A 26,091-nucleotide genomic window follows, 5' to 3' on the forward strand; every position below is an offset into this window, starting at 1 on the left:
CGGTGGGTTCAACAGAGTGCAGGGCCAAAGGTCAAGCGGATTCGCCCGTCATTTCGTCACGGATCGCGTTTCAGTGGGGTAAAACAGCGATTACGAGCCCGTTTGACGACCGATCTTCGGAACGCCGTTAACCTTGTTCTGATGCGCGGCGATCCAATCCAGCGTCTTTTCGAACGGCATTGGCTTGCCGATCCCGAACCCCTGAACGTGGTCGCATCCCAACTGGGCCATCAAAGCGTGTTCGCCCGGCGTTTCGACACCCTCGGCCAGAGTTTCGACATTCAGCCGCTCTGCCATGGTCAGGATGGCGCTGACCAGTTGTTGCTGGCTGGCGTCGCGATCCGCTTTGGCCACAAAGGTTCGGTCGATCTTGATGCGCGATACGTCAAAGCGCTTGATGGATGCGATCGAGGCATGACCGGTGCCGAAATCGTCCAGATCTATGCAGCACCCCAGGTCGGATAAACTGGTGACATTCCGGGTTATCACATCATCCGGTCTTCGGGAGAACACGGTTTCCAGAACCTCGACCGCCAGCCGGTCGGGGGTGAGGTCATTCTGATCCAGCTCCCATTTCAACCGGTCAATCAGAGTGGGGTCGCGCAGCTCGTCGGATGAGAAATTCACGCCGATCCGGGGAACCGCAACCCCGGCGCCGTCCCAGGCACGCAGGGCTGCAAAGGCGTGGTGACGCATGGCTTGACCAAAGCGTTCCATCAATTCGGCCTGTTCGGCAAAGGGCAGAAAAACCTGTGGTCCGAGGACGCCCTTTTGCGGATGCTCCCACCTTGCCAGCGCCTCAAACCCCGTGACCCGGCCGGTATCCGATGAAATTTGCGGCTGAAACCACGGCCGTATCTCGCCGTTGTCCAACGCGGCCTCGAATTCCTTTCGCAGATTGGCCCGGATTCGCGAGCGGCGGCGGGTTTCGCTGGAATAGGCGCGAATGGTGGATGGCCCGTTTCTTTGCGCTTCTGCCAAAGCGTCCGAGGCTGCGTCGATCCAGCCTTCAAACCCTTTTTCTCCGATGCCGGACAGCAAGCTGAACCCGATCGAGCAGGACACATAGACGCCCGCGCCGTTCAGGGTAACCGGGTCCTCGACCACGGATTGTATCCTGCCGGACATCTGAATGCAGGCCTCAAGATCCAGGTGTTGGGACGGGTGCAAACCTATGGCAATCTTGTTCTGGTCCAGCAGCGTCACAAGGTCCTGAGAGCGGATGACCGACAGGACGCGGGTGCTGAATTGCTGGGTGAGGTGGCCGGCGGCGGCATTGCCGTGCAGGTCCAGGAAGTCGGAGTAATCGTCCAGCGCCACGATCATACAGGCCGAGTTTTCACCGCGATTGCCTGCATCGGCGAATATCCTTTCCATGCGGGCGGCAAAGACGTCGATGGGCATCAGCCCGCTGGTCGGACCGCGGCGGAGCCTTCGCGCCTCGGCCCTGGCGCTGATGGCAAAAACCACCGACAGAACAAGCGGCAGGCCCAGCGCAACGATGACAAGCGCACGTTCACCGCCAATCCAGAACGCGGCCAGGCTGATTGCCGGAGCAAATGCCAGCGCCGGCGGCCCGCTCAGGACGGAGGCAAGTGAATCAAGAGCTCGATTAACTGAGATATGTTTCCACATCGGTTTTCAGGGCCTTTACCTTTGGCATCGCACGCATAAAGCAACCGTAGAAAACCAATCTGAGTCAGTCGTTAACGCAACTGCGGAATTTCATCCGAATTTTCGCCAGTTTTGCCGGGATTCAGGGCAAGGTTCTGGAAATCAAACAGTTTCGGGTCCAGCAGGTGCGACGGCCGCGCGTTGGTTAACGCCCGGAACATCACCTGACGTCGACCGGGGCTGTTCTTTTCCCATTGATCCAGAATTTGCTTTACCTGCTGGCGCTGCAACCCGTCCTGACTGCCACACAGGTCGCAGGGGATGATGGGGTATTTCATGGCGGTGGCGAATTTTTCGCAATCGGCCTCGGCAACATGGGCCAGTGGGCGGAACACAAACAGGTCGCCTTCTTCGTTCACCAGTTTCGGCGGCATGGTCGCCAAACGGCCGCCGTGAAACAGGTTCATGAAGAACGTCTCAAGAATATCGTCCCGGTGATGGCCCAGCACCACGGCGGAACATCCCTCTTCGCGTGCGATGCGGTAGAGGTTACCGCGGCGCAGGCGCGAACACAGGGCGCAATAGGTACGACCCTGCGGAACCTTGTCCATCACGACGGAATAGGTGTCCTGATATTCGATCCGATGGGGCACACCCATGTGTTCCAGAAATTCAGGCAGAACGGTGGCGGGAAAACCCGGCTGGCCCTGATCCAGATTGCAGGCCAGCAGATCTACCGGCAGCAAGCCGCGCCACTTCAGCTCGTAAAGCACCGCCAACAGGGTGTAGCTGTCCTTGCCGCCCGACAGGCAGACCAGCCAGCGGGGCGGTTTGCCGTCTTTGTCATGGGCGGTCGGGTCCACCATCCCGTATTGCTCGATGGCCTCGCGGGTCTGGCGCACGATGCGTTTGCGCAGTTTCTTGAACTCGGTGGTCGAGGGCGCGCCGGCAAAGAGCGGGTGGATATCGTCAGCTTCGTCAAACATGCGCAGCCCCTACAGCAGAAGGCGCATCCGGGCAAGTGGGCGGCTCAGCCCAGCCGTGCCAGCAGCGCGTCTGTGTCCAGCCCTGCGACGGACCCGGGGACGCGTCCGCCGTCGCCCAAAATGCGGGTCGAGATAAATCCGTCGGCCACCGCGCCGGGCGCGTGCCGCAACAGTTGCGAGGCCGTCAGCAACAGCGCCGTGCGCTCAGCGAACCAGCGCGCCTCAGCCTCGGGCGGGGGGGCGGGCCAGCGGTCGCGATGGGCAGTCAGGGCCGCGTCATAGGCCCTGTCATCCCCTTGGGCTGCATCCAGCTCGGATTGCAGCGTTTCGGCCGCCAGCGGCTCACGTGTCAGGGTGCGCAGGATATCGAGGCAGATCACATTACCCGACCCTTCCCAAATGCCGTTCAGCGGCGCCTCGCGGTACAGCAGAGGCAGGGGGGTATCCTCGACGTAGCCCATGCCACCCAGCACTTCCATCGCCTCAGCAACAACGACCGGGCAGCGCTTGTTGTTCAGGAACTTGGCTAGGGCAACGCTGATGCGGGCAAAAGCCCTGTCTTCCGGCGCGTTGCTGTCGAATGCCTGAGCGACGCGCATCCCCAGCGTCAGCGCGCCTTCCCAGTCCAACACCAGATCGGCCAGCACGGTGCGCATCAGGGGCTGGTCTATCAGTCGGCGCTGAAAGGCGCTGCGATGCGACACCCAGTGGTGTGCTTCGGTAAGGGCCGCGCGCATCAACCCGACCGGGGCCATTGCGGTGTCGAGCCGGGTGTGGTGCACCATTTCAAGTATGGTGCGAACACCCGCGCCTTCATCCCCCAGCTGATAAGCCAGCGCGTCCTGGTATTCGATTTCTGCAGACGCGTTGGATCTGTTGCCCAGCTTGTCCTTCAGCCGCATCAGATGGATGGCGTTGCGCTCATCTTCCAGCCAGCGGGGGACGAGAAAGCAGGTCAGCCCGCCGGGGGCCTGCGCCAGGGTCAGAAACCCGTCCGACATCGGCGCCGAACAGAACCATTTATGCCCGCGCAGGCGCCAGTGATCCTCATCCCGTGTGGCAACAGTTGAGTTGGCGCGCACGTCGGAACCGCCCTGTTTCTCGGTCATCGCCATCCCGAGCGTGGCGCTGGTCTTTTTTTCGACCGGTTTCGTCGCCCGGTCATAGCTGCGGGCTGTCAGTTTCGGCCGCCAGTCCGAGGCGATCTGAGCATTAGCCGCAAGGGCCGGGACTGCCGCATAGGTCATCGTCAACGGGCAGCAATGGCCGGGCTCGACCTGACTGGCCATGTAGATCATCGCCGCATGAGTTGCGTGACCACCGGGCGCCCCGTCCCAGGGCAGCGCGGCGTAGCCCGCCGTCTGGCTGATCTGCATCATCTGATGATAGGCCGGGTGGAACCGAACCTCGTCCAGACGTCTGCCGCCCGGGTCGAACAGCCGGAGTTCAGGGATATGACGGTTGGCGTCGCGCGCCATATCGCGCGTCTCGGCACGCCCCAGCGTTTCACCGTAAACCGCCAGCGGCTTTGGACGTCCGCCTGCCGCGTGCAGAGTGTCTTGCAACGCCGGGTCAGAGGCCCAAAGGTCAAGGTCCCCGCGCGCAGGGGGTTGGTTCGTGACCTCGTGCGTGGACAGGGAATGGCGTGCTTTGGATGTCATCTGGACCTCGGGTTCAACAGGTCCAACTGTTCAGCGCTGGCGTGCGCCGGTCAAGTCTGACCGGAGGTCAGGATGTGGGGTCATGATCCTTGTGATCCGGGACCGGGTCATACCCGTCGCCGCCCCAGGGATGGCACCGGCCAATTCGCCGTGCCGCCAGCCACGCGCCTTTGATCGCACCGTGTTTCTCCAGCGCCTCAAGCGCATAGGCCGAGCAGGTAGGCTGATAACGGCAGTTGAATCCGACCCAGGGGCTGAACACCAGCCGATACGCGCGGACCGGCAGAGCGAAGATATGTGAGAGCAAGGTCATTTGCGCGCGCTATGCACTTTGCGCAGCGCATAGCGCAGATCGTCCAGCAGCGCCGCATAAGGCCGCGCGGCCGTGGTTTCCGCCCGTCCGATCAGCACATAATCCCACCCGTCAATTCCGTGCACGGGCAGGACAGCGCGCGCAGCTTCGCGCAAACGCCGTTTGGCGCGGTTGCGGGCCACGGCATTGCCGACCTTCTTAGAGCAGGTAAAGCCGACCCGAATGCCCTCCGCCTCATCAAGCGCACGTTTGCGGGCCTGGACCATCATCGAGGACGTGCCTTGCCTGCGCGCTCGGGCGGCTTTCAGGAAATCGGACCGCTTCCGGAGGACGGTCAGAGTTTCAGGCGCGCAAACGGACGCCGCCGGGGGCGTATCCCCGGGCTGGTTTCTACCATCCTCAGGGGCCTCCGGCGGCGTCATGTTCACAACCTGAAAGGTTGAGCGGCTTACGCGCTCAACGATTTGCGGCCACGTGCGCGGCGCGCGTTCAGGATTTTGCGGCCGGCCTTGGTGGCCATGCGCGCACGGAAACCGTGGCGGCGTTTGCGAACCAGGTTCGAAGGCTGATAGGTGCGTTTCATCGCTCCGTCTCCAATCTATAGCGGTCGGGTGCGGCGCGGATTCGCCTGGCCCAAGTGTTCGAAGCCCGTTCTCTACTGGGTAGCGGGGGGTAAGTCAAACCCCTAGGTGGGGGTTTTGTCGCCTTTTGCAACAATTCTGTAACCCGGCCGTACAAAAGGTTTCAAAATGGCCGGTTTGGTGCCCCAAACCCTCACATTCCCGGCCCCAATCATCAACGCAGCGTGAGGCCCCTGTTGCCGCAGCCGCCGGTGTCGCATGTTGGGGCAGAATGAAACGCACAAAACCGGACAGCCTTATGAGCGATACGACTCAGGCCCCGCGCAACGGGTTTGCGCGGCATATCCCTTTGCTGGTGATTCTCGCCGTCGCGACGGTGGGGTTCTTTACCCTGGGCGACTATCTGACCTTCGAGACGCTGCGCGACAACCGCGAGGCGCTGTTGGCGTGGCGCGATGCCAATTACTGGTCGATGGCGGCTGCTTTTGTGGCGATCTATATCGTCATCGTGTCCTTTTCCCTGCCCGGGGCGGCGGTGGCTTCGATGACCGGCGGATTTCTGTTCGGCCTTGTCGCCGGAACCGTCTTCAACGTGTTCGCGGCGACCATTGGTGCGTCTGCGATTTTTCTGGCGGCGCGCTGGGGGCTGGGCGAGACCCTGACGGCGCGTCTGGAATCCTCGGAAGGGACGGTCAAGAAACTGAAAGACGGGTTGCGCGAGAATGAAATCCCGGTGCTGTTCCTGCTGCGCCTTGTGCCCGTTGTGCCGTTTTTCGTCGCCAACCTGGTGCCTGCGCTGGTGGGCGTGAAGTTCCGCAATTTCCTGTTCACCACTGCGCTGGGCATCATCCCGGGCGGCATTGTCTACACCTGGATCGGCGTCGGGCTGGGTGGGGTGTTTGACCGGGGCGGTACGCCGGATGTGTCCTTGCTCTGGGAACCTTTCGTCATCGGCCCCATCCTGGGCTTGTGCGTGCTGGCCGCTTTGCCGATTGTCATCAAATCCCTGCGTGGCCGAAAGGACGCCTGATTCATGCAAGAACTGAAAACCGATATCCTGGTGATCGGGGCCGGGTCGGGCGGGTTGTCCGTGGCCGCAGGCGCCAGCCAGATGGGGGCCGATGTCATCCTTCTGGAAGGCCACAAGATGGGCGGCGACTGTCTGAACTTTGGCTGCGTGCCGTCCAAAGCGCTGATCGCCAGCGGAAAGGCGGCGTACGCGCAGGCCCATACCTCGGCGCTGGGCGTGGCGGATGTCACCCCGCAAGTGGACTACGCCGCCGCCAAGGATCATGTCCACGACGTCATCGCGCAGATCGAACCGATGGACAGTCAAGAGCGGTTCGAAGGCTTTGGCGTGAAGGTCATTCGGGAGTATGGCAGCTTTGTCTCTCCGACCCAGGTACAGGCGGGCGATCACCTGATCACGGCGCGGCGTGTGGTCATCGCCACAGGGTCGTCGCCTTTGGTGCCGCCGATCCCCGGGCTGGACAACGTGCCGTTCTACACCAATGAGACCATCTTTGATCTGCGGGAAAAGCCCGCGCATCTGCTGATCATCGGCGGCGGCCCTATCGGAATGGAAATGGCACAGGCTCATATCCGGCTGGGCTGCAAGGTGACGGTCATCGAGGGTTTGAAGGCACTGGGCCAGGACGACCCCGAAGCCGCGGCGCTTGTTCTGGACACGCTGCGCAATGAGGGTGTCGCAATCCAAGAACAGGCAATGGTGGCGCAGATACGCGGTGGGGAAGGCGCGGTTGAGGTCGTGACCGAGAACGGAGACATCTATTCGGGCTCGCATCTGCTGCTGGCGGTGGGGCGCAAGGCCAATACCGACCGTCTAAACCTTGAGGCGGCGGGGATCGAACCCACCCGCACCGGGATCAAAGTTGACGAGTCGCTGCGGACCACAAACCGCAAGGTATATGCCATCGGCGATGTTGCGGGCGGTCTGCAATTCACCCACGTTGCCGGATATCACGCAGGGATCATCATCCGCTCGGCGCTGTTCGGCCTGCCGTCCAGGGTGAAAACCGCGCATATCCCCTGGGCCACCTATACCGACCCGGAACTGGCGCAGGTCGGTCTGACCGAGGAGCAAGCGCGCGCGCAACACGGCGATAAGGTTGAGATTGCGCGCTTTGACTACCACCACAACGACCGGGCGATAACCGAACGCAAGACACAAGGCTTCATCAAGGTCATGGTCGTCAAGGGCCGTCCCGTTGGCGCCACAATCGTAGGGCATCAGGCGGGCGAACTGATCAACTTGTGGTCGCTGGCACTGGCCAATAACCTGAAGATGGGACAGATCGCCGCGATGGTTTCACCCTATCCGACGATCGGAGAGCTTAACAAACGCGTGGCGGGTGCCTATTTCTCGCCAAGGCTGTTTGAGAATCAAACGGTTAAACGAGTGGTCAGGTTCGTCCAGCGCTGGATGCCCTGACCAGAAAGGGAGCGTAATTTGAACTCGCTGTCGGGCCGATTTCTGATCCTGACGACGGTCTTCGTGATGTTGGCCGAAGTCCTGATCTTTGTCCCCTCGATTGCGCGCTTTCGCGAGGATTTCCTGCTGAACCGGCTTGAGCGCGCCCAGATCGCCTCGCTGGCGCTGTTGGCCGATGACATGCTGGCCGAGGATCTTGAGGCCGAGTTGCTGGCCAATGCGGGCGTCTACAACGTCGTGCTGCGGCGGGACGAGGTGCGGCAACTGATGCTGTCCTCGCCCATTCCGGAACAGATCACCAAGACCTATGACCTGCGCGATGCCGGTCCCTGGATACTGATCCGCGACGCCGTCACCCGCCTGTTCACCCCGGAAAACGAAGTCATTCGCGTGATCGGTGAACCGGTCAAGGGCGCGGGGCTGCTGATCGAGGTGACGACAGACAGCATGCCCTTGCGGATGGCGATGACGGACTATGGTCTGCGGATTCTGGGCCTGTCTTTTGTGATTTCAATCATCACTGCCTTTTTCCTGTTTCTGGCCGTGCGGGTCGTGCTGGTGAAGCCGATCAAAAGCGTGGTTGGCTATATGCAGCGCTATGCCAGCGCGCCGGAAGACGCGCGGGGAATAATCTCACCGGATTCCAGGGTGACGGAACTGCGCGAGGCCGAAGAAGCGTTGCAGCAGTTGCAGACCGAACTGACGCAGGCCCTGAAACAACGTGAACGGCTGGCTCAACTGGGCGGCGCGGTTGCCAAGGTCAGCCACGATCTGCGGAACATTCTGACATCTGCGCAGCTGTTCACCGACCGGATCGAGGCCAGCGACGATCCGCTGGTGCGCCGCATGGCACCTAAGCTGGTGAATTCGATCACACGTGCGGTGTCCCTGTGCGAGAGTACGCTGGCCTTCGGGCGCGCGGAAGAACCCGCCCCAACCCTGACCATGGTGCCGCTGCGCGACGTGGCCGAGGATGTCGTGGCCAGCGAACAGATGGCCGTAGCCGACGCCTGTGTCGAGATCGTGAATGAGGTCCCCGGTGATCTGGTGGCTCGCGCCGATCCCGAACAGATTTTCAGGGTCATGATGAACCTTGTCCGCAACGCGCGCCAGGCATTGGTGGCATCCGGCAAACCTGGAAAGATCACCATTGCGGGTTGCGCGCACGAAAATGACTGGTGCGTCGAGATCAGGGACAACGGCCCTGGCCTGCCGCCCAAGGCGCGCGAAAACCTGTTCACGCCGTTTCAGGGCGGCGTGCGCAAGGGCGGCTCGGGCCTTGGGCTGGCGATTTCACAGGAACTGGTGCGCGGCCATGGTGGTGAGCTGGTTCTGGCCGACACCGGACCGCAGGGCACGACATTTGAAATCCGGCTTCCGAAGGGCGACGGGACTTTTTAAAATATTTTTGCAGAATCGGCTTGCACGTCCTGAACACCGGGTCTACATAGCGCCTCACCAACGCGGACCGATAGCTCAGCTGGATAGAGTACTTGACTACGAATCAAGGGGTCGGGGGTTCGAATCCTCCTCGGTCCGCCATTTTTTCCTTAGACTAGCGGAAAACGTGGCGGAAGATTCCACGTTACAACTGCCGTTTTCGACCGAACCTGACAGGGTTCATGCTGATATTTCGCGCCTTTGATCAGCGGACTTCTAGGTCCGGACAATACCGGTGCCGAGTGCCCGGCACTATCGGAACCCACCGTCGCCATCGGTATGAAGTTTCGGTCCGCTCTCTTCGATAGGTTCCAGCGCGTTCTCTGCTGTCCGGTTCGGCGCCTCCTGAACATCTGCAAGGCGCGGTGTTTGGGGTTGCGCCCAGTGAACCGCGTTTTGCAGAACCCGGCGGATGTTTTCCTCATAATAGGTCGGGTAGGTTTCGTGTCCCGGGCGAAAGTAGAAGATGTTTCCCGCACCACGGCGGTAAGTCAGGCCGGACCGGAACACTTCACCCCCCTGAAACCAACTGACAAAGACCGTCTCTAAAGGTTCAGGGACGGCGAACGGCTCGCCATACATTTCTTCCTGCTCCAGTTCGAAGTAATCCGGCAGGCCCCGGGTGATCGGGTGCCCCCTGGCGGTGATCCAGATGCGTTCGCGCTCGCCGGCCTCGCGCCATGTCAGGTTGCAGGGGGTGCCCATGAGCTTTTTGAATATTTTCGAGAAATGCGCGGAATGCAGAAGGATCAGGCCCATGCCGGACCAGACGGCCTCGGCCACGCGATCCACCACCTTGTCCGATACGTCCGCATGCGCGGCATGGCCCCACCAGAGCAGCACGTCGGTCTCGTCGAGGCGCGATTGAGGCAGGCCGTGTTCCGGTTCTTGCAGTGTTGCTGTTGTCGCCTGGATATCGGGGGCAAGGTTCAGGGCGCTGGCAATACAGGTGTGCATCCCCTCAGGGTAGATGCCCGCGACGGTTTCATTGGTTCGCTCATGGACGTTTTCGCCCCACACAACAGTACGAATCAAGATGGGCCTCCTTCTGTCAGGACGCAGGCCGCGGGGAGGCGGTGCTGGCGCGCGGGATCAGTTCGGGCGTGATGATGACGGGCTGGTCCGCGCCGGGCTCGCCGTTCAGCAGGGACACGAGTTTGCGGCAGGCCAGCCGACCCCATTCGCGGCGCGGCAGGCGAACGCTCGACAGACCCGGATTGAAAATTGCCGCATAGGGCATGTCGTCATATCCGATCACCGAGATGTCCTCGGGCACCCGCACACCGGCGCTGACCAGGCCGTGCAGCAAACCTGTCGCGGTCTCGTCATTATGCACGAATACAGCCGTCGGCAGGTTGCCCGTTGCGATCAACCGGCGCGCCGCGTCAAGCCCGTAGTCGACAGACAGGGCCCCCTGCATTTCGCGGTCGCGCTGAACCGGGATGCCGGCGTTCTTGAGTGTTTGGGAGAAACCGCGATGCCGGCGCTCAAAACCATTGCTTTGCAGATGGCCGCAGACCTGCACAATATCACGGTGCCCCAGCTGAATCAGGTGGCTGGCGGCCAGCCGCCCTCCCTCTACATCGTCGGTGCTGACGGTTGGCAGGTCAATTTCCTTATGCCCGCCACAAGACACAACGGGCGGCCCGGAATAGGTGCCCTGGGCGTCGCTGGGCAGGAGGTCTTCGAGAAACCCGTTGGTATTCAGGATCAGCCCGCCCGCCTGATTCATCAGCAACATGTCCGAAAACGCGCGTTCGCTGTCCGCGTCTTCAGAGGTGTCGCCGATCAGAAGGACATAGCCATGCGCGCGGGCTTCTTCCTCGATCCCTTTGAAGAACTCGGCAAAAAACGCGTTGGTGATTTCCGAAACCAGAACCAGCAATGTCTTACTGCGTCCCCGCCGAAGATCCCCGGCGGCTTGGTTGGCCCGGTAGCCCAGCCGCTTCATCACCTCGAACACGTGGTCGCGTGTGGCGGGCCTGACGTCGTCGGGGCGCGACATGGCACGGCTGACGGTCGCGATGGAAACGCCCGCTTCCCTGGCAACATCTTTGACCGTTGGACGCTTTGTCTGCATATTTTGTTCCTGCCGATCAGGCCGCGACTGGCCGTCCTTCCCTGTTGAATTTATGGATGAATTCCGCCCGCGGCTGCAAGTACACAGTGTCGCCGACCTGTTGATCATGCTGCCCGTCAAGGCTGATGGTCAGAACGCCGGCATCAGGGACTTTCACGTACAGGATGGTGTCATGCCCCAGACGCTCGACCAGCGTGACCTTGCCTTCCCATGCATTGTCACCTGCGCCGAGCGTAAAATGCTCGGGCCGGACACCAAGGGTTTCTGCGCCGACGGCCTCGGCAAAGCGCCCTTTTACAAAGTTCATTTTGGGCGAGCCGATGAAACCCGCGACAAATTCGGTCGCCGGGTGGTTGTACAACTCCATCGGACTGCCGACCTGTTCTATGTAGCCGCCGTTCAGAACCACGATCCGGTCTGCCATGGTCATCGCCTCGACCTGATCGTGGGTGACGTAGATCATCGTTGTTTCCATGCGCTGATGCAGTTCGCTGATCTCGACGCGCGTTTCCGACCGCAAGGCGGCATCAAGATTCGACAGAGGTTCATCCAAAAGAAAGACCTGTGGCTTGCGGACGATGGCGCGCCCGATGGCAACCCGCTGGCGCTGTCCGCCTGACAATTGCCCGGGCTTGCGGTCAAGATACGGGCCAAGCTGCAGGGCGTCTGCCGCTTCCTGCACCTTCTGCGCGATCTCACCCTTGGGCCGGCGTTCCAGGCTAAGCGAGAACCCCATATTCTCGGCGACCGTCATCTGCGGATAAAGCGCGTATGACTGAAACACCATCGCGATGTCGCGTTGTCGCGGGGACAGATCGTTGGCGCGCTGATCGCCGATCATCAGGTCGCCGCCAGTCACCTCTTCCAGCCCTGCGATCATACGCAGCAATGTGGATTTTCCACATCCCGAGGGGCCGACAAACACGATAAATTCACCATCCTCGATCGACAGGTTGATATCGTGAAGAACCTCGACATTTCCGTATGATTTCGACAGGTTTCTGAGCTCTACACCGGCCATATGTTCCTCCGTTATCCTGCAACCAGCGGCGCGCGAATGATCTTGCGGACCGTGTCCAGCGACGCCTTTTGAAGCTGCCGATCCGGGCGATCCGACAAAATGGCGCGCACATCGTGCAGCACCATGTCGCCGATCGGGTGGCGGCCACCTTCGACCGCAGCCGCGCGGTGTGGCGACCAGATGACGTTGTCGGCCTGCCGCATACGGGCCCGTTTCGACACCGGTTCATGCGGAAAGACATCGCTGGCCACCCGGATGCGCCCCGCGTCCGCAGCTTCGACCAAAGCGTGAAAGTCAACCAGATGCGAACGGCTGATAACCACCACCAACGCGCCGCGCCGCATCCTTTCGATCAGACCGCGCGAGACCAGCTGATAGTTGTCCTCGGTCGGCGTGGCCGCAACAACGACACACCGGCAGCCGGTGACGACGTCGTCCAGTTCACAGAATTCGACACCGTCGATGCTTGTGCCCGTGGCCTTGAGCCAGGGATCGAAGGCCCGGATCTGCGGAGCGAAAGGTTCCAGCAGACGCGCGCATTCCTGCGCGATGGACCCGTAGCCGACAAAGCCGATCGTCTGGCCATACAGTGAAAAATCGGTGCCTATATTGTCGTTGAACCACCGTTCGGACCCCGAGCGGAAGCGTTCGTGTTCGTCAACGATCCCGCGCCCGCCCGCGATCATCAGACCCAGCGCCATTTCAGCGACTGAACGGCGGAATCCCGGTGCGCAGGACAGAACCTCGATTCCGGCTTCAAAACAGGCTTCATAGTCGAGACCGGTCTGGAATGTGCCCGAAACTTCGATGACGGCCTTCAGGTTGGGCGCCTTGGCGAGATCGTTACGGTCCAATTCGGGTTTTGCGGCGACGACGAACTCGGCGTCGGGCAGGCGGTCCATGAAATCGGCGCGCGCCATCGGCCAGTTGACCCCGCCGTGAATGTCGCACAGCGCGCTGAGGCCGGAGAAGGCGCTGGGCCGGAACAGTTCTTCGACCTGGCGAAAGTGCTGATCCATGATGAGGAGCGGTTTCGGCATGTCTACCCTCTACTTCACGGCGCCCGCGGTCATGCCGCGCACAAAGTGACGTTGAAAGAACAGGAACAGGATCACGACCGGGATCGCCATGATCACCGTTCCGCTTGAAAGCCCGGTCACGTCGCGGGTCATCGTGCCCTGAAAATTCAGCAGCCCGACGGACAATGTGCGCATCTCGTCCTGCGTCAGAAGCAGAAGGCGCAGCAGCAGGTCGTTCCAGCTCCACAAAAACTCCAGCAGTGCCGTTGTCACGACGGCAGGCGTTGCGATGGGCATAACGACACGGCGGTAGATCTGAAACTCGGTCGCGCCGTCAATCCGCGCCGCCTCGTGCAGGGCTTTGGGGATGCCGATGAAATAGGACGAGAACATGAAGACGAAGATCGAAACCGCAAGGGCCAGGTCCGCGAAGATCACGCCCAGATGCGTGTTCAGCAGTCCAAAGGACCGCACGATCTGAAACAGCGGCAGAACGATTGCCGTCACCGGGATCATCAGACCGATCAGGAACAGGACCTGAAGCACCAGCTTGCCACGAAACTCCATGAACACCATGGCGTAGGCCGCCAGCGAGGCGATGCCGATCATGACGACGGCATCAACCACCGAGATCAGCAGCGTGTTAAAGAAATATCGGCTGAAGCCACCATCGGTCCAAACGCGAAAATAGTGTTCGAAGGTCAGTTTGATGGGCGGATACCAGGGCGGGTTCACGAGCTCTGTCGTCGGTTTGAGCGACGTGAACACCGTCAGGATCAGCGGCGAAACCATCAAAACGGCAATCACCCCGAGAACGAACAGAAGAACCCACCGGCCCATCTAGCGGTCCTCCTTATTCTGAATCTGCATGTACAGGATGGTTGCGATGCTGACGATGACCAGCAGGGCGACCCCGATGGCGGAACCATAGCCATACTGGTTCTCAAGCGCGCCGCGTTTGTACATGTAGGTCGAAAGGATCTCGCTGTACCGGATTGGCCCGCCCTGGGTCGTGGCCCAAACGATATCAAAGACCTTGAACGACTGTGTCAGCGTCAGAATGAAGACAACCGCGGTGACGGGGCGCAACGCCGGCAATGTGACATAGCGGAAGGATTGCAGCGGGTTGGCGCCGTCAACGCGGGCGGCTTCGTACAGGTCCTCGTCAACCGCCTGAAGCCCGGCCAGAAAGATGATGACGCTCAGCCCGATAGTCGACCAGCTATGCGCCAGCGCCAGCGCGTAAAGCACCACGTCCGGGCTGCCCAGCCAGGGCGTGGCCAGCGCACCTAGCCCAACGTTTTCCAACATTTGGTTGATCACGCCCGTCGGCTGATACATCCACCGCCAGATCGTGGCGACGGCCATCGGTGAAATCACCACCGGAAGTACCACACAGGTCTGAATCAACAGTCGCGCCTTCCAGACCCGCGCCAGCATCGCCGCAATGACCAGCCCGAGCCCGACATTGATCACGATAATCACGCCGGACCAGACAAAGGTGTTCCGAAACGCCTCCCAGAAAATCCTGTCAGAGAACAGCTTTTGATAGTTCTCCAGACCGATGAAATTCCGTTTCGGACTGATGCCATCCCAGTCGGTGAACGAGTATTCGAACACCGAATAGGTCGGATAGATCGCAAAGACTATATAGATCGTCAGCGCGGGCAGCAGGAACAGAACGGGGTTCAGGCGCTGCGCCCATTTGGAATCCGGATCAGAAAACATGCGGCCACTCTCGGCTGGGTTTCATGATGTCTTGAGGTGCGGCCCGCCCCGCAGGGCAGACCCTGAGCCATGCGCGGCGTCAGCGTTCGGCAATGCCGCCGGGCAGCATGATTTCCCCCGCTTCCTTCGCGGCCGCCCATGCGTTTTGCATTTCAGCGGTGAATTCCTCGGGCGTCATCACATCCAGCAACAGGCCCTGCAACCCGTCATAGGACACGGTTGTCAGGCTGCCCGGGGTGATCGTGTCGAGGAAGGCCGGAACCGATCCGTTGTCAGCATAATCGTCCGACGCTTTCCATATGGCGACCGCAAGATCGGGCATCTTCGCCTCGGCCAAAGCGGCGTCAAGCGGACCCACGGGCACTGTTCCCGCGTTCAAAAGCGCAACCCGGCCTTCGGTCGATGTGAACATGAAATTCAGGAAGTCGACCGCGGCGTTCTTGTTTTCCGAGCTTCCCCGAATGTACCAGCCGCTGCCGATCGAGTTGGTGGGGTGGATTTTCTGGTCGTCTTCGAAAGGCGGCACCGCAAAAACGCTGAAATCGCCGATCCGGTCGCCCGCGGCCTCGGTTCCGCCGCCAATCACCCAGGGTCCGGTAAAGGTCATCGGGATCTCACCGGCCCAGAAACGGTCCATGAGCTCTCCGTACCCGATGGCGACAGGGGTCGGGCCGAACCATCCGGCCCTGCCCATATCCTGCAGCCTGGCAGAGGCTGCGACAAACGGCGCGTCGGTCCAGGCGCCATCGCCGAACAGGACGTTTTCAATCCCTTCCGGGCCCGCATAGCGGCCAAACATCATGGACTGCCAATGCGACACAGGCCACTTGTCGGCGGCACCAAGCCCGATGGGGGTGTCATAACCGGCCTCCTGCAATTTCGCGACGGCGGCCTCCATGTCAGCCCAGGTGGCGGGCACTTCGATGCCGTGTTCGGCAAAGATCGCCTTGTTGTAGAACATGCCGGTGGTTTCGACCTCGTTGCCGAACGCCCAGAGCTTTCCGTCGCTTGACGTCTGCACCACGATGCCTTCAGGGATGGTGTCGGCCCAACTGTGTTCAAAATACGCGTCGGTCAGGTCAGCCACCAACTGGCCGGCGATCAGGGCAGCAGGCTGGCCCGGGCCCGTCCCGAAGGAGAACAGGTCTGGACCTTCGCCGGCGGAAAGGGCAGGGATCAGCGCTGGGTTGAACAAATCAGACGAATTCTTGACGATTGTGACCTTCGCGTCTGACGCCTGCGCATTGTACGCCGCGGCAAGATCGTCATAGACGTTTGTTTGACCTGGTTCACCGGCGACCCAGACAACGACCTCTGATTGCGCAAATGCAGCCGATGGCGAAACGGCAAGCGCGGCAAGCAACGCGCACGATCCCAAGAATTTGGTCATGATAGTCCTCCCATAGGTATAGCACCTGCAGGGTTTGTATACGATTACATTCAAAATGTAAACGAATACATTTATGACTGGCGTAGCGTTGCCTGCCTGTGCGCGTAGCGTTCCGACGGAGCGGATGGTGCATGTCGTGTGCAACACAGACGTCGCCTGCCGTTCAAAGCAGGACGTTCAGCGAATCCGTAGTTTGTGGAAAAACGGCGTCACACAGGACCAAAGATGTGACTGTTCAGGGCATTACACTGTCGCTACAACAAGTGGCGAAATTCTGTGGCAATACGCACCGTTGTGGCAGTCCTCCTGCATCCAGCCAGACAGGCAAGAATATGAAGTCGAAAATCAGCCTAAAACAATTGCAGGCGCTGGAATCCGTGGTGCGTCTTGGCAGCTTTACGCTGGCCGCGAAAGAGCTTGGTGTTTCGCAGCCGACCGTGTCCAATCTGGTCTATGCGCTGGAACAGCATTACCAGTGCCGTCTGCTGGATCGGTCAGGGTCGGTCATCACGTCAACGCCGCTGCTTAATAAAATCAGAGGTGACATCAAGGCGTTGATCGCGCTGCGCGACAGTATCGACACAGTTTTGACATCGGAACGCGACCTGCACTCTGGCAGCTTCCATATCGGATATTCGACCTATCAAATCGCGATTCCGCTGATTTCCGAATTTGTCCGCGCGTATCCGTCTGTCGATGTCACGGCACGTTCACTGGCCACGCACGATCTGTTGCCGTTGTTATATACCGGTGAGTTCGATGTCGGGTTAGTCACTGCGAAGGAACTGCCACCGGATCTTGTCGGGAAAAAGATCTCGGAAACGCAGATCGGGTTGGTTGTTCCTGAATCCCATCCGCTGGCAGCCGCCGGCACTGCCCGCTGGGAAGACGTCGAACGCCTGAAGCTGATTCAGCGCGAACCTACATCCTCGACGCGGCGGATTTTTGATTCCGCGGCACAACTGCGCCGTGTGAACCTGACAACGATCCTTGGTCTGGGATCGTGGGGGTCGATCCGGACCCTGGTGGATTCGGGCGTTGGTATTGGCGTGGCCTTTGCGCAGGAATGCAGGGATGAACCGGGTATCCGGTTCGTTCCGGTTCAGGATAACAACCTGATTGCCAGCCATTTTCTGACCTGCCTGCCGGCGATGAGGCAGACGGCGGCGGTTGCCAGTTTTTTCAGAATTGCGGACGATATGCAGAATTGCGAAGCTTTTCAGCCACCTGTTTCGACCCGGAATTTTCGTTAGCTTCGCCATTCCCGTAAATTGTCTAGGCACCCTCTAACTGCGTCCTGATCACAAAAAGTGCAGGGGTCGCCACTTGACTCCTGACGCTCAATGTCTGATATTTCTGTCATGACAGAAATATCAGACATATCCCAGCCGTCGGCCAAATCACAGTTCATCCTGTATTGGGGAGACATGGGCAGCCAGTGGGGCGTCAACCGCTCGGTCGCACAAATCCATGCATTGCTGTATCTGAGCGAGTCGCCTTTGAACGCCGAACAGATTTCTCAGGAACTGGGTATTGCGCGGTCGAACGTGTCCAATTCTCTGAAGGAACTGGTCGGTTGGCGGTTGATCCAGCGTGTTCCGGTTCCCGGCGACCGGCGCGAGCATTTCGTCGCCGAAACCGATGTATGGGAAATGGCTCTGCTGATCGCCAAAGGCCGGAAAGAGCGGGAAATTGATCCGGCAATTCGCGCCATCGACATCTGCGTGCGACAGGCGGCAACGGAACCGGACCTTCACCCCACAGTCCTGGACCGTATGCAAAGCATGCAAGAGTTTCTGACGACTGCAGATCAATGGTCGGGCCAGATGCTCAATGTTCCGAAATCAAAACTCGCGATGCTCATGAAAATGGGTGACAAGGTCTTGTCCTTGCTCAGAATTGGCGGTCGTTAGGCGTTAGGAAAAAATTTTGAAACCATATTTCTCTTAATGCAGAAATAACAGTTTTTACGATAAAGGTGCGATATGAAGCAAATTGGAGTGCCGCAAAATCTGAAAACCACCACGGACAACCGTTTCAGCAGCTTATTGGGAACCAGGTCCTGGAACGCCTTGCCCGCATCCGTGCGGCGGCGATTTGGGCACCGGTTGGCTGGCGGTGCCAGCGTTGTCTATCAGGGCAAGGTCGTCGCGATGCGCCTGAACCCGGTCGGCCGGGCATTGGCCTTGCTGGCGCGGATGATCGGGGGACCGCTGCCTTTTGACGAAAGCTGCATCAACCAGCCCGCCATTGTCGCCGTGACCGAAGACTTTGCTGGTCGCGGTCAGTTCTGGGTACGCCAATACGGCCGCACCGGCGGTTTTCCACAGGTTATACACAGTTCGAAACGGTTTGCCGGGCCCACCGGGATCGAGGAATATGTGGGATACGGAATAGGAATGGCCCTTTGCGTCAGCGCAGACCGGGAAGGCATCTATTTCGAAAGCGCCCACTATTTCCTGCAGCTTGGTCGAAGAAAGCTGCGGTTTCCGCCCTGGCTGCGCCCCGGTGCGCTGACCATTGCCCACAAGGACCTGGGCGGGTCGCGGTTTCTGTTTTCCCTGACCCTGCACAGCCGCATGTTCGGCGAGTTGATCCGTCAGTACGCAATCTTTCACGACAGTTAGGAGGTCTTATGGACAATCCCATTCTTTGGAGCCTGATCGCCCTGCAGATTTTCATGGGGGCATTCGATACGCTGTTTCACCACGAAGGCACCGAACGGCTTGCCTGGCGTCCGCCGCAAAAGACCGAGCTGCGCCTGCACGGTATACGAAACTGCCTTTATGCGGTGATCTTCCTGGGTTTTGCCTGGTTCGAACCACGGGGCGGTTTTGCTATCGGACTGGGCGCAATTCTTGTGGTCGAAGTGATCATCACTCTGTGGGATTTTGTAGAAGAGGACCTGACCCGCAAACTGCCCGGCAGCGAGCGTGTCAATCACACGCTGCTGGCTCTGAATTACGGTGCCATCCTTGCGTTGGCCGTCCCCTATCTGTGGGCCTGGGCGCTGTTGCCGACCGGAATGGTGCCGGTCTCCTATGGCTGGTGGAGCGTTTTGATGACCCTGTCGGCCTTCGGCGTGGCACTGTTCGGCGCCCGCGATCTGCTGGCCGCGCAACGCAGCGACCGTCTGATCCGCGCCGAACCGGCCGGGCTGGTGGCAGACCTGAACCCGCGACAGCACATTCTGGTGACCGGTGGCACCGGCTTTATCGGTCAGCGATTGGTGCAGGCGCTTGTTTCCGCCGGGCATTACGTGACCGTCCTGACCCGCGACCCGCGCAAGGCGGACGCGTTGCACCATCCTGTACGGGTAATCCGCAGCCTGGATCAGATCGACGACGCCGAACGGTTTGACGCCATCGTCAATCTTGCCGGTGAACCCGTTGCGGGCGGGCTTTGGACCAGAATGCGGCGGGCAAGAATTCTGCAATCGCGGGTAGATGTGACAGCGGCTCTGGACGCGCTGATCCAGCGGCTGACGCACAAGCCGGACTGCCTGATCAACGGGTCCGCCATCGGCTGGTACGGTTTGCGTGGCGACGAAGCGCTGACCGAAACGGCTGATCCGGCACCGGCCTTTGTTCACGATGTCTGCGCGGCGTGGGAGCAAGCGGCCCGCCGGATCGCGGGCCATGGCGTGCGGGTGGTGGCGTTGCGCATCGGGCTTGTTATGGGCGTCGAGGGCGGCATGCTTGCCCGGTTGCTCACCCCGTTCGAGTTTGGCGGCGGTGGCGTTCTGGGTGACGGCAGGCAGTGGATGTCCTGGATCGAACGGGACGATCTGGTGCGCGTGATCGCCTTTGCCATGGCGCACAGTCAGGTGGACGGTCCGCTGAACGCAACGGCGCCGACCCCTGTGCGCAATGCTGAGTTCACGCAATCCCTTGCCCGGGCCCTGCGCCGACCTGCCGTTCTGCGGTTTCCCGATTGGCTGTTGTCCTTCGCGCTGGGCGATTTGGGGCGCGAGACGATGCTGGGGGGTCAACGTATTCTGCCCGACCGTCTGTTGCGGCTTGGGTTTTCCTTCCGTTACGCGGAACTGCCCCCGATGCTGCGCGACATCACCGGTGCCCGCCCGGAACAAAATACTGCGGCGGCTTCGGCCGATCAGGCACCGGCAGAATGAATTTGGCGCAGGGGCGCTAGGTCGCCCCTGTCTGGCCCGACACGTCCAGCCCACCGATCTGCGCCAGCAGGGTCAAAATGTCATCGACGCCCTGCCTGTGCCGTAAAGATGTGAACACGAAAGGCCGCCCCTTGCGCATTCTGGAGGCATCGCGATCCATCACCTCAAGCGAGGCGCCGACATGCGGGGCCAGATCGGTTTTGTTGATGATCAGAACGTCAGATTTCGTGATGGCTGGCCCGCCCTTTCGCGGGATTTCCTCGCCTGCGGCCACGTCGATAACGTAGAGCGTGACGTCCGCAAGTTCGGGGCTGAAAGTGGCCGACAGGTTGTCGCCGCCGCTTTCGATCAGCACCACCTCGACCTCCGGGTGACGGGCCTGCATCTCGGCCACGGCGGCGAGGTTGATTGAGGCATCCTCGCGGATGGCCGTATGCGGGCAGCCGCCGGTTTCCACGCCAATGATCCGGTCCTGCGGCAAAACCTGCATGCGCATCAGCGCCTCTGCATCCTCACGCGTGTAAATGTCGTTGGTGATCACCCCGACCGAGACCTTGTCGCGCAGCGCCTCGGACAGCGCGGCAGTAAGCGTGGTTTTTCCGGCACCCACCGGGCCACCGATGCCAACGCGCAGGGGGCCGTTCATATTGGTCATGATCGGAATATCCTTGAATACTGGGTTTCGTGTTTCATTGCCGCGATATCGGACAGAAAGGCGGTGGACCCAAGGTCGTCCAGCCCGCCGTCAGTCGCATCACGTGCCACGCGTTGCACCAATGGCGTCAGATCGCGGATCAGCCGCTGGGCGTCGGTCTGGCCAAGGGGCACCAGCCGTGTAGCACAGGCCACCAGATTGGACAGGAACGCCTGCAGGTACATCTGGGCCGTCAGTTGCAAGGGCAGGTTTTGCAGCCGGGCCGCGAGGCCGACCGCCACCGGATAGGTCAGAGAGCGCATGTCCAGCGCCCAGACCTCGGCTGTTACGCCACAGAACGCCTCACCCAACAGGTGCGTTTCAAGCAACCGTTCTGCCGAGGCGCAAAACGCCCGCGCGGTGCGGTCGGCTTCGGCCAGTGCCGGGGGCGTGAGTGCCTTGTAAGCCGCCGTCAGAAACAGGCAATCGTTGCGCCCGGACCCGTGTTCAATCACGTCGGCGATCCATCTGCCTGTCTCTGCAGCGCTGGTAACAACGCCGCCGTCAATCGCGGTTTCCAACCCGTGAGAATAGGCGAACCCGCCTATCGGGTAAGCCGGAGATAGCCATTGTGTCAGCGTCAGGATTTCCGCGTCAGTGGGCATGGCCATGGGTCCTGCCGTGACCATATGCGCCACCCTCGGGTGTGAACGGCTCCCGCACTTCCCGGACGGTTGCGCCGATCTTCAACAACATGTCCCTGATGACATGGTCCACCTGAATCAACAGGCGGTTCCGTTCGATCTGACAGGGCGTATGGCGATTGCCGATATGCCACGCGATGCGAGGCAGGTCGGCGGCCTGAACCTCCAGCAACATCTCGGGCGCGGCCTGAATCTCGACCTCTCGCCCGTCCTCCAGGATCAGGGCGCCGCCGTGTTCCAGCGACGTGGTCTGCGCCAGATCGACAAGAATCTGTTCGCCGCTGTTACAGGTCAGGACCTTGCGGCGCAAAAAACGGTCTTCGTAGGTCAGCGACAGATGGTCCGCGGGATCACCATGTTTGTGGTCGCTGTACTGGCGTGCTGTGCAGAGCAGGGCGGTCATTGGCACGCCCCCTCGGAACTGGTCAGAGCCAGATGGAATCCGCAAACACGTGATGTACGATCCGATCGCGCGTCAGACCGCGCTTGCGCAGTTCTTCGTCGCTCATCGACTGGAAACGTTCGATTTTCCGAACGCGGGATTGCGCCTCGGCCAGCCTGACCAATGCCAAATAGATCGACGAACCGATTGAAGAGAACAGGCCGGGAAGGGAAAAACCGCTGCGTGCCTGACTTGCTGTATGTGCCATTTGGACCCCCGAATACGAGCGTGGCGTTGGTCCTCCCATGGGTTTCATAGTTTGTCATTTCGTCCTCACTTTGTAGTGGGTGTTTGATCATGGCCGGGATGCAGGTGCTGCAACGCAGCACAAAAAAACAGTCAGAACATGAAATAGCGCTGCGCCATCGGCAGAGTTTCGGCAGGCTGGCAGGTCAGCAGCTCGCCGTCCGCGCGCACCTCATAGGTTTCCGGATCGACCGAGATTTCCGGCGTTGCGTCATTCAAAAGCAAGTCGCGCTTGCCGATGCCGCGGGTGGCCCGGACGGCGACCGTTTGTTTTGCCAGCCCCAGCCTGTCGCCAATCCCGGCCGCCTGCGCGGCGGCCGAGACAAACGTGATCGCCGAGTTTTCGACCGCCCGCCCAAAAGCCCCGAACATCGGGCGGCTGTAGACCGGCTGCGGCGTCGGGATCGAGGCGTTGGGGTCCCCCATCTGCGCGCAGGCGATGGTGCCGCCCAGCAAAACCATCTCGGGTTTCACGCCGAAAAAGGCGGGGTTCCACAGGACCAGATCAGCGCGTTTGCCTTCTTCGATGCTGCCGATTTCGTGACTCAGCCCATGTGCGATGGCCGGGTTGATCGTGTATTTCGCGATAAAACGGCGGACGCGCAGGTTATCGTTGTCGCCAGTTTCTTCAGCGAGACGTCCGCGCTGTTTCTTCATCTTGTCGGCGGTTTGCCAGGTGCGGATCAGTACCTCTCCGACGCGGCCCATGGCCTGACTGTCAGAGGCAATGATGCTGAACGCCCCCATGTCATGCAGGATGTCCTCAGCCGCAATGGTCTCACGCCGGATGCGGCTTTCGGCAAAGGCCACGTCCTCGGGGATGGATTTGTCGAGGTGGTGACAGACCATGAGCATATCCAGATGCTCCTCGACCGTGTTTACCGTGAATGGCCGGGTGGGGTTGGTCGAGGAGGGCAGAACGTGGTTTTCGCCGCAGATCCTGATGATGTCGGGGGCATGGCCGCCACCCGCGCCTTCGGTGTGGAACGCATGGATCGTCCGGCCTTTCATGGCCGCAACGGTGTTTTCCACAAACCCGGATTCGTTCAGCGTATCGGTGTGGATCATCACCTGCACATCCATCGCATCCGCGACCGAGAGGCAGCAGTCGATGGCCGCAGGCGTGGTGCCCCAATCCTCATGCAGTTTCAGCGCGCAGGCGCCCGCCTTGACCTGTTCCTCCAACGCAGCGGGCAGCGAAGCGTTGCCCTTGCCGGCAAAGGCCATGTTCATCGGAAAGGCATCCGCCGCCTGCAACATGCGCCCGATATGCCAGGGGCCGGGGGTGCAGGTGGTGGCCAGAGTGCCATGCGCCGGGCCGGTGCCACCGCCCAGCATGGTGGTCAGACCGGAATGCAGCGCGTCCTCAATCTGTTGCGGGCAGATGAAGTGGATATGGCTGTCGAAGCCGCCTGCGGTCAGGATACGCCCTTCGCCCGCGATGGCCTCAGTCCCCGGGCCGATGATGATATCGACGCCTGCTTGCGTATCCGGGTTCCCGGCTTTGCCGATCTTGGCGATGCGCCCGTCTTTCAGGCCCACATCCGCCTTGTAGATGCCAGAGTGATCGACGATCAGCGCGTTGGTGATCACCGTATCCACCGCTCCCTCGGCGCGCGTGATCTGAGATTGCCCCATCCCGTCGCGGATCACCTTGCCGCCGCCGAACTTGACCTCTTCACCATAGGTGGTCAGGTCGCGTTCAACCTCGATGATCAGGTCGGTATCGGCCAGTCGCAGTTTGTCGCCTGTGGTGGGGCCAAACATGGCCGCGTAGTCCGAGCGTTGGATGTGCGCCGGCATCAGAGCGCCCCCATGACCTTTTGATTGAACCCATAGACCCTGCGCGCGCCGCCAATTGGGATCAGCGTGACTTCACGGCTTTGCCCCGGTTCAAAGCGCACCGCAGTACCCGGCGCGATGTCCAGCCGATGCCCATGCGCAGCGTCGCGGTCGAACTCCAGCGCCGGGTTGGTTTCGGCGAAATGGTAGTGTGAGCCCACCTGCACCGGCCGGTCCCCTGTGTTCGAAACCATCAGAGTCGTTGTCGGCGCGTCGGCGTTCAGGATGACTTCACCATCGGCTGGGAATAGCTCGCCCGGGATCATTTTGGCAGCTTCGAGATCAGAACGGTCGCGACCAGTGCAATCGCGGCAAGGCCAAGGCCCAGCATGACATAGTCGGTTCCGTGGGCGTGAGCTTGGGTGCCCGTATGGGCCATGGCCGGGCCGGACAGAACAAGGGCGGGAAACAGCATGCGGTTCATTGGAAACTCCTTTGCAAGTTAACGAATGGGGTTGTGGACAGTGACAAGCTTGGTGCCGTCAGGGAAGGTGGCCTCGACCTGAACCTCGTGGATCATCTCGGGCACGCCTTCCATGCAGTGATCACGGGTGATGACCTCGGCCCCGGCCTGCATCATGTCCGCGACCGAACGCCCATCGCGGGCGCCCTCGACAACGGCATCGGTGATCAGAGCGATGGCTTCGGGGTGATTCAGTTTAACGCCGCGCGCCAGCCGCTTTCGCGCCACTTCGGCGGCCATTGCGACCAACAGTTTGTCTTTTTCACGAGGGGTCAGGTTCATGTCACAGCATCCAGCATCGGGGTAAAGTATCGTCATTCAGCCGGCGTAGAATCGGCATCAGCGCGCGGCGAAGGTGGAAACTGCTTTCCGCCAGTATCCGGATTACCAGCAGGTCTTTCCGGATCAGGCTGGCTCCGGCGGTGTCGGGCAGCATCCTCCTGACGTGATCCAGATGGCCCTCAGCGGTGGCTGAGGCAAAGACGATCAGCGCCATCGCGCCTGCTCCGTTTGCAACGTTCGGCTTGGAAACATGGGCGTGCAGATCACCGGAAAACCGCGTGGCATCGAGGAAAACGGGTGATCCGTCGCGCCGGATCTCGATCCGGTCGCGAAGGCGGATTTCGGTCAGTCTCTCTCCCATGGCCGCGCGTCCAAAGACCATTGGCTCGACCAACAGCATCGTCCCATCCGGCGCCATCTCGACAAGCAGGCGGCGGTCCAATGCGCAGGAGTCAAACAGGATGGTCTCCTGCGGCAACCAATTCAGCCGCGCGCCGGACTCGATAGTCAGATGGTTGATGATTTGCGCGTATGGACCGGGTTGCGCTTTGTAGGCACGCTCGCAGGCCTGGGTTGTCAGGGTCAGCGCGGTATCCGCAGCGGCCTCTCCGGTAAAGCGGAACATGTCGCCGCCTGTAACACCGCCTGCCGTGTTCAAAAGGACTGCATCCAGCCCGGGCGTCGAAGTTCGGGGAAACAGGCATTTGAATGACCCGGACTGACGAAATGAGTCCAAAACCGACCTTTTGCCAAGCTGCTTGGTGCTCAGGCTGACAACGCCCTTGGCACGCGGGGGCGTCGCACGCTGCTTGGGCACTATGGTGGCAAGTTGAGTAATGGGGCACCTGTGGCAGGTTGTTTCGTGCAACTTGTTTCCCCGCTGGGGCGTCGGAAAACTATTCCACGGTGCCGCAAGCAGGCGTTATTCCAACGCGCGTGACCAATTATTGACCACAGGCCCGAGCAGTAGATTAAAAATTAAGCGGCAGCGGCTGATTTTCGCAAATGCAACACAGGCTGGTTGCTTAGTTCGCTGCGATGCAGAAACCGTATGGGTGCCC

Annotated in this window: 29 protein-coding genes and 1 tRNA gene; 8 read left to right on the top strand and 22 right to left on the bottom strand. The window is 60.6% G+C overall.

What is annotated here, in order from left to right; genetic code table 11:
• Positions 1-90: 90 nt before the first annotated feature.
• The 6 genes from ACXAC3_RS05850 to rpmH all read right to left on the bottom strand — a co-directional run bounded on the left by ACXAC3_RS05850 (position 91) and on the right by rpmH (position 5,157).
• Positions 91-1,635 carry a putative bifunctional diguanylate cyclase/phosphodiesterase gene (locus tag ACXAC3_RS05850; RefSeq protein WP_475157830.1) on the bottom strand — a complete coding sequence of 515 codons (1,545 nt, stop codon included), beginning with the start codon at positions 1,633-1,635 and terminating at the stop codon, positions 91-93.
• Positions 1,636-1,706: 71 nt separating this feature from the next.
• Positions 1,707-2,600: a tRNA 2-thiocytidine(32) synthetase TtcA gene (gene ttcA / locus ACXAC3_RS05855; protein ID WP_475157831.1), complete on the bottom strand. Its 894-nt coding sequence runs from the start codon at positions 2,598-2,600 to the stop codon at positions 1,707-1,709.
• Positions 2,601-2,644: 44 nt separating this feature from the next.
• Positions 2,645-4,261, bottom strand: a complete 1,617-nt coding sequence (locus ACXAC3_RS05860) for an acyl-CoA dehydrogenase family protein (protein ID WP_475157832.1) — start codon at positions 4,259-4,261, stop codon at positions 2,645-2,647.
• A gap of 67 nt (positions 4,262-4,328) precedes the next feature.
• Positions 4,329-4,574, bottom strand: coding sequence for a membrane protein insertion efficiency factor YidD (yidD, locus tag ACXAC3_RS05865; RefSeq protein WP_475157833.1), 246 nt, complete (start codon positions 4,572-4,574; stop codon positions 4,329-4,331).
• Entirely contained in the window at positions 4,571-4,996 is a 426-nt protein-coding gene (gene rnpA / locus ACXAC3_RS05870) for a ribonuclease P protein component (protein WP_475157834.1), read from the bottom strand. The genes yidD and rnpA overlap by 4 nt, the downstream gene beginning before the upstream one ends.
• A gap of 26 nt (positions 4,997-5,022) precedes the next feature.
• Positions 5,023-5,157: a 50S ribosomal protein L34 gene (gene rpmH, locus ACXAC3_RS05875; RefSeq protein WP_005980833.1), complete on the bottom strand. Its 135-nt coding sequence runs from the start codon at positions 5,155-5,157 to the stop codon at positions 5,023-5,025.
• Positions 5,158-5,453: 296 nt separating this feature from the next.
• Here rpmH and ACXAC3_RS05880 point away from each other — a divergent pair, with 296 nt between their 5' ends.
• The 4 genes from ACXAC3_RS05880 (at position 5,454) to ACXAC3_RS05895 (ending at position 9,149) form a co-directional block, all read left to right on the top strand.
• Complete coding sequence (locus tag ACXAC3_RS05880) at positions 5,454-6,185, top strand: TVP38/TMEM64 family protein (RefSeq protein WP_475157835.1); 732 nt, start codon at positions 5,454-5,456, stop codon at positions 6,183-6,185.
• 3 nt (positions 6,186-6,188) lie between these two features.
• On the top strand, positions 6,189-7,607 hold the full coding sequence (locus ACXAC3_RS05885) for a dihydrolipoyl dehydrogenase family protein (protein ID WP_475157836.1): 1,419 nt from the start codon (positions 6,189-6,191) through the stop codon (positions 7,605-7,607).
• An 18-nt stretch (positions 7,608-7,625) separates the two neighbouring features.
• A complete protein-coding gene (locus ACXAC3_RS05890; RefSeq protein WP_475157837.1) occupies positions 7,626-9,008 on the top strand; it encodes an ATP-binding protein in 1,383 nt (460 codons plus the stop codon).
• Positions 9,009-9,072: 64 nt separating this feature from the next.
• Positions 9,073-9,149: transfer RNA gene (locus tag ACXAC3_RS05895), tRNA-Arg, on the top strand.
• A gap of 150 nt (positions 9,150-9,299) precedes the next feature.
• Here ACXAC3_RS05895 and ACXAC3_RS05900 read toward each other — a convergent pair.
• From ACXAC3_RS05900 to ACXAC3_RS05930, 7 genes are all read right to left on the bottom strand, one after another.
• Positions 9,300-10,082 (bottom strand): ThuA domain-containing protein, encoded by a 783-nt coding sequence (locus ACXAC3_RS05900; RefSeq protein ID WP_475157838.1) that lies wholly within the window; start codon positions 10,080-10,082, stop codon positions 9,300-9,302.
• 16 nt (positions 10,083-10,098) lie between these two features.
• Positions 10,099-11,127: a LacI family DNA-binding transcriptional regulator gene (locus ACXAC3_RS05905; protein ID WP_475157839.1), complete on the bottom strand. Its 1,029-nt coding sequence runs from the start codon at positions 11,125-11,127 to the stop codon at positions 10,099-10,101.
• A gap of 16 nt (positions 11,128-11,143) precedes the next feature.
• Positions 11,144-12,148, bottom strand: a complete 1,005-nt coding sequence (locus ACXAC3_RS05910) for an ABC transporter ATP-binding protein (RefSeq protein WP_475157840.1) — start codon at positions 12,146-12,148, stop codon at positions 11,144-11,146.
• Positions 12,149-12,159: 11 nt separating this feature from the next.
• A complete protein-coding gene (locus ACXAC3_RS05915) occupies positions 12,160-13,188 on the bottom strand; it encodes an NAD(P)-dependent oxidoreductase (protein WP_475157841.1) in 1,029 nt (342 codons plus the stop codon).
• Between the two features lie 9 nt (positions 13,189-13,197).
• A complete protein-coding gene (locus tag ACXAC3_RS05920) occupies positions 13,198-14,007 on the bottom strand; it encodes a carbohydrate ABC transporter permease (protein WP_475157842.1) in 810 nt (269 codons plus the stop codon).
• A complete protein-coding gene (locus ACXAC3_RS05925) occupies positions 14,008-14,895 on the bottom strand; it encodes a carbohydrate ABC transporter permease (protein WP_475157843.1) in 888 nt (295 codons plus the stop codon).
• A gap of 79 nt (positions 14,896-14,974) precedes the next feature.
• Positions 14,975-16,285 carry an ABC transporter substrate-binding protein gene (locus ACXAC3_RS05930; protein WP_475157844.1) on the bottom strand — a complete coding sequence of 437 codons (1,311 nt, stop codon included), beginning with the start codon at positions 16,283-16,285 and terminating at the stop codon, positions 14,975-14,977.
• 332 nt (positions 16,286-16,617) lie between these two features.
• Here ACXAC3_RS05930 and ACXAC3_RS05935 point away from each other — a divergent pair, with 332 nt between their 5' ends.
• From ACXAC3_RS05935 to ACXAC3_RS05950, 4 genes are all read left to right on the top strand, one after another.
• Entirely contained in the window at positions 16,618-17,538 is a 921-nt protein-coding gene (locus ACXAC3_RS05935; RefSeq protein WP_475157845.1) for a LysR substrate-binding domain-containing protein, read from the top strand.
• Positions 17,539-17,646: 108 nt separating this feature from the next.
• The gene (locus ACXAC3_RS05940; protein WP_475157846.1) at positions 17,647-18,198 is read left to right on the top strand and encodes a GbsR/MarR family transcriptional regulator; all 552 of its coding nucleotides are present in this window, start codon (positions 17,647-17,649) and stop codon (positions 18,196-18,198) included.
• 72 nt (positions 18,199-18,270) lie between these two features.
• Positions 18,271-18,912 carry a DUF4166 domain-containing protein gene (locus ACXAC3_RS05945; RefSeq protein WP_475157847.1) on the top strand — a complete coding sequence of 214 codons (642 nt, stop codon included), beginning with the start codon at positions 18,271-18,273 and terminating at the stop codon, positions 18,910-18,912.
• 8 nt (positions 18,913-18,920) lie between these two features.
• Positions 18,921-20,417: a TIGR01777 family oxidoreductase gene (locus ACXAC3_RS05950; RefSeq protein ID WP_475157848.1), complete on the top strand. Its 1,497-nt coding sequence runs from the start codon at positions 18,921-18,923 to the stop codon at positions 20,415-20,417.
• Positions 20,418-20,433: 16 nt separating this feature from the next.
• Here ACXAC3_RS05950 and ureG read toward each other — a convergent pair whose 3' ends face one another.
• From ureG to ACXAC3_RS05995, 9 genes are all read right to left on the bottom strand, one after another.
• Entirely contained in the window at positions 20,434-21,072 is a 639-nt protein-coding gene (ureG, locus tag ACXAC3_RS05955; RefSeq protein WP_475157849.1) for an urease accessory protein UreG, read from the bottom strand.
• Positions 21,069-21,716 carry an urease accessory protein UreF gene (locus ACXAC3_RS05960; RefSeq protein ID WP_475157850.1) on the bottom strand — a complete coding sequence of 216 codons (648 nt, stop codon included), beginning with the start codon at positions 21,714-21,716 and terminating at the stop codon, positions 21,069-21,071. The genes ureG and ACXAC3_RS05960 overlap by 4 nt, the downstream gene beginning before the upstream one ends.
• Positions 21,706-22,158, bottom strand: a complete 453-nt coding sequence (locus tag ACXAC3_RS05965) for an urease accessory protein UreE (RefSeq protein ID WP_475157851.1) — start codon at positions 22,156-22,158, stop codon at positions 21,706-21,708. Before ACXAC3_RS05965 ends, ACXAC3_RS05960 begins: the two co-directional genes overlap by 11 nt.
• A 22-nt stretch (positions 22,159-22,180) precedes the next feature.
• Positions 22,181-22,405 carry a hypothetical protein gene (locus tag ACXAC3_RS05970; protein WP_475157852.1) on the bottom strand — a complete coding sequence of 75 codons (225 nt, stop codon included), beginning with the start codon at positions 22,403-22,405 and terminating at the stop codon, positions 22,181-22,183.
• A gap of 131 nt (positions 22,406-22,536) precedes the next feature.
• On the bottom strand, positions 22,537-24,246 hold the full coding sequence (gene ureC / locus ACXAC3_RS05975) for an urease subunit alpha (protein ID WP_475157853.1): 1,710 nt from the start codon (positions 24,244-24,246) through the stop codon (positions 22,537-22,539).
• Positions 24,246-24,551 (bottom strand): urease subunit beta, encoded by a 306-nt coding sequence (locus ACXAC3_RS05980; RefSeq protein WP_475157854.1) that lies wholly within the window; start codon positions 24,549-24,551, stop codon positions 24,246-24,248. Before ACXAC3_RS05980 ends, ureC begins: the two co-directional genes overlap by 1 nt.
• Positions 24,548-24,709, bottom strand: a complete 162-nt coding sequence (locus ACXAC3_RS05985; protein WP_475157855.1) for a hypothetical protein — start codon at positions 24,707-24,709, stop codon at positions 24,548-24,550. Before ACXAC3_RS05985 ends, ACXAC3_RS05980 begins: the two co-directional genes overlap by 4 nt.
• Positions 24,710-24,727: 18 nt before the next feature.
• A complete protein-coding gene (locus ACXAC3_RS05990) occupies positions 24,728-25,030 on the bottom strand; it encodes an urease subunit gamma (protein WP_475157856.1) in 303 nt (100 codons plus the stop codon).
• A 1-nt stretch (position 25,031) separates the two neighbouring features.
• Positions 25,032-25,847, bottom strand: a complete 816-nt coding sequence (locus tag ACXAC3_RS05995) for an urease accessory protein UreD (RefSeq protein ID WP_475157857.1) — start codon at positions 25,845-25,847, stop codon at positions 25,032-25,034.
• Positions 25,848-26,091: the final 244 nt, after the last annotated feature.

The organism is Ruegeria sp. ABV4_181 (assembly GCF_056158465.1).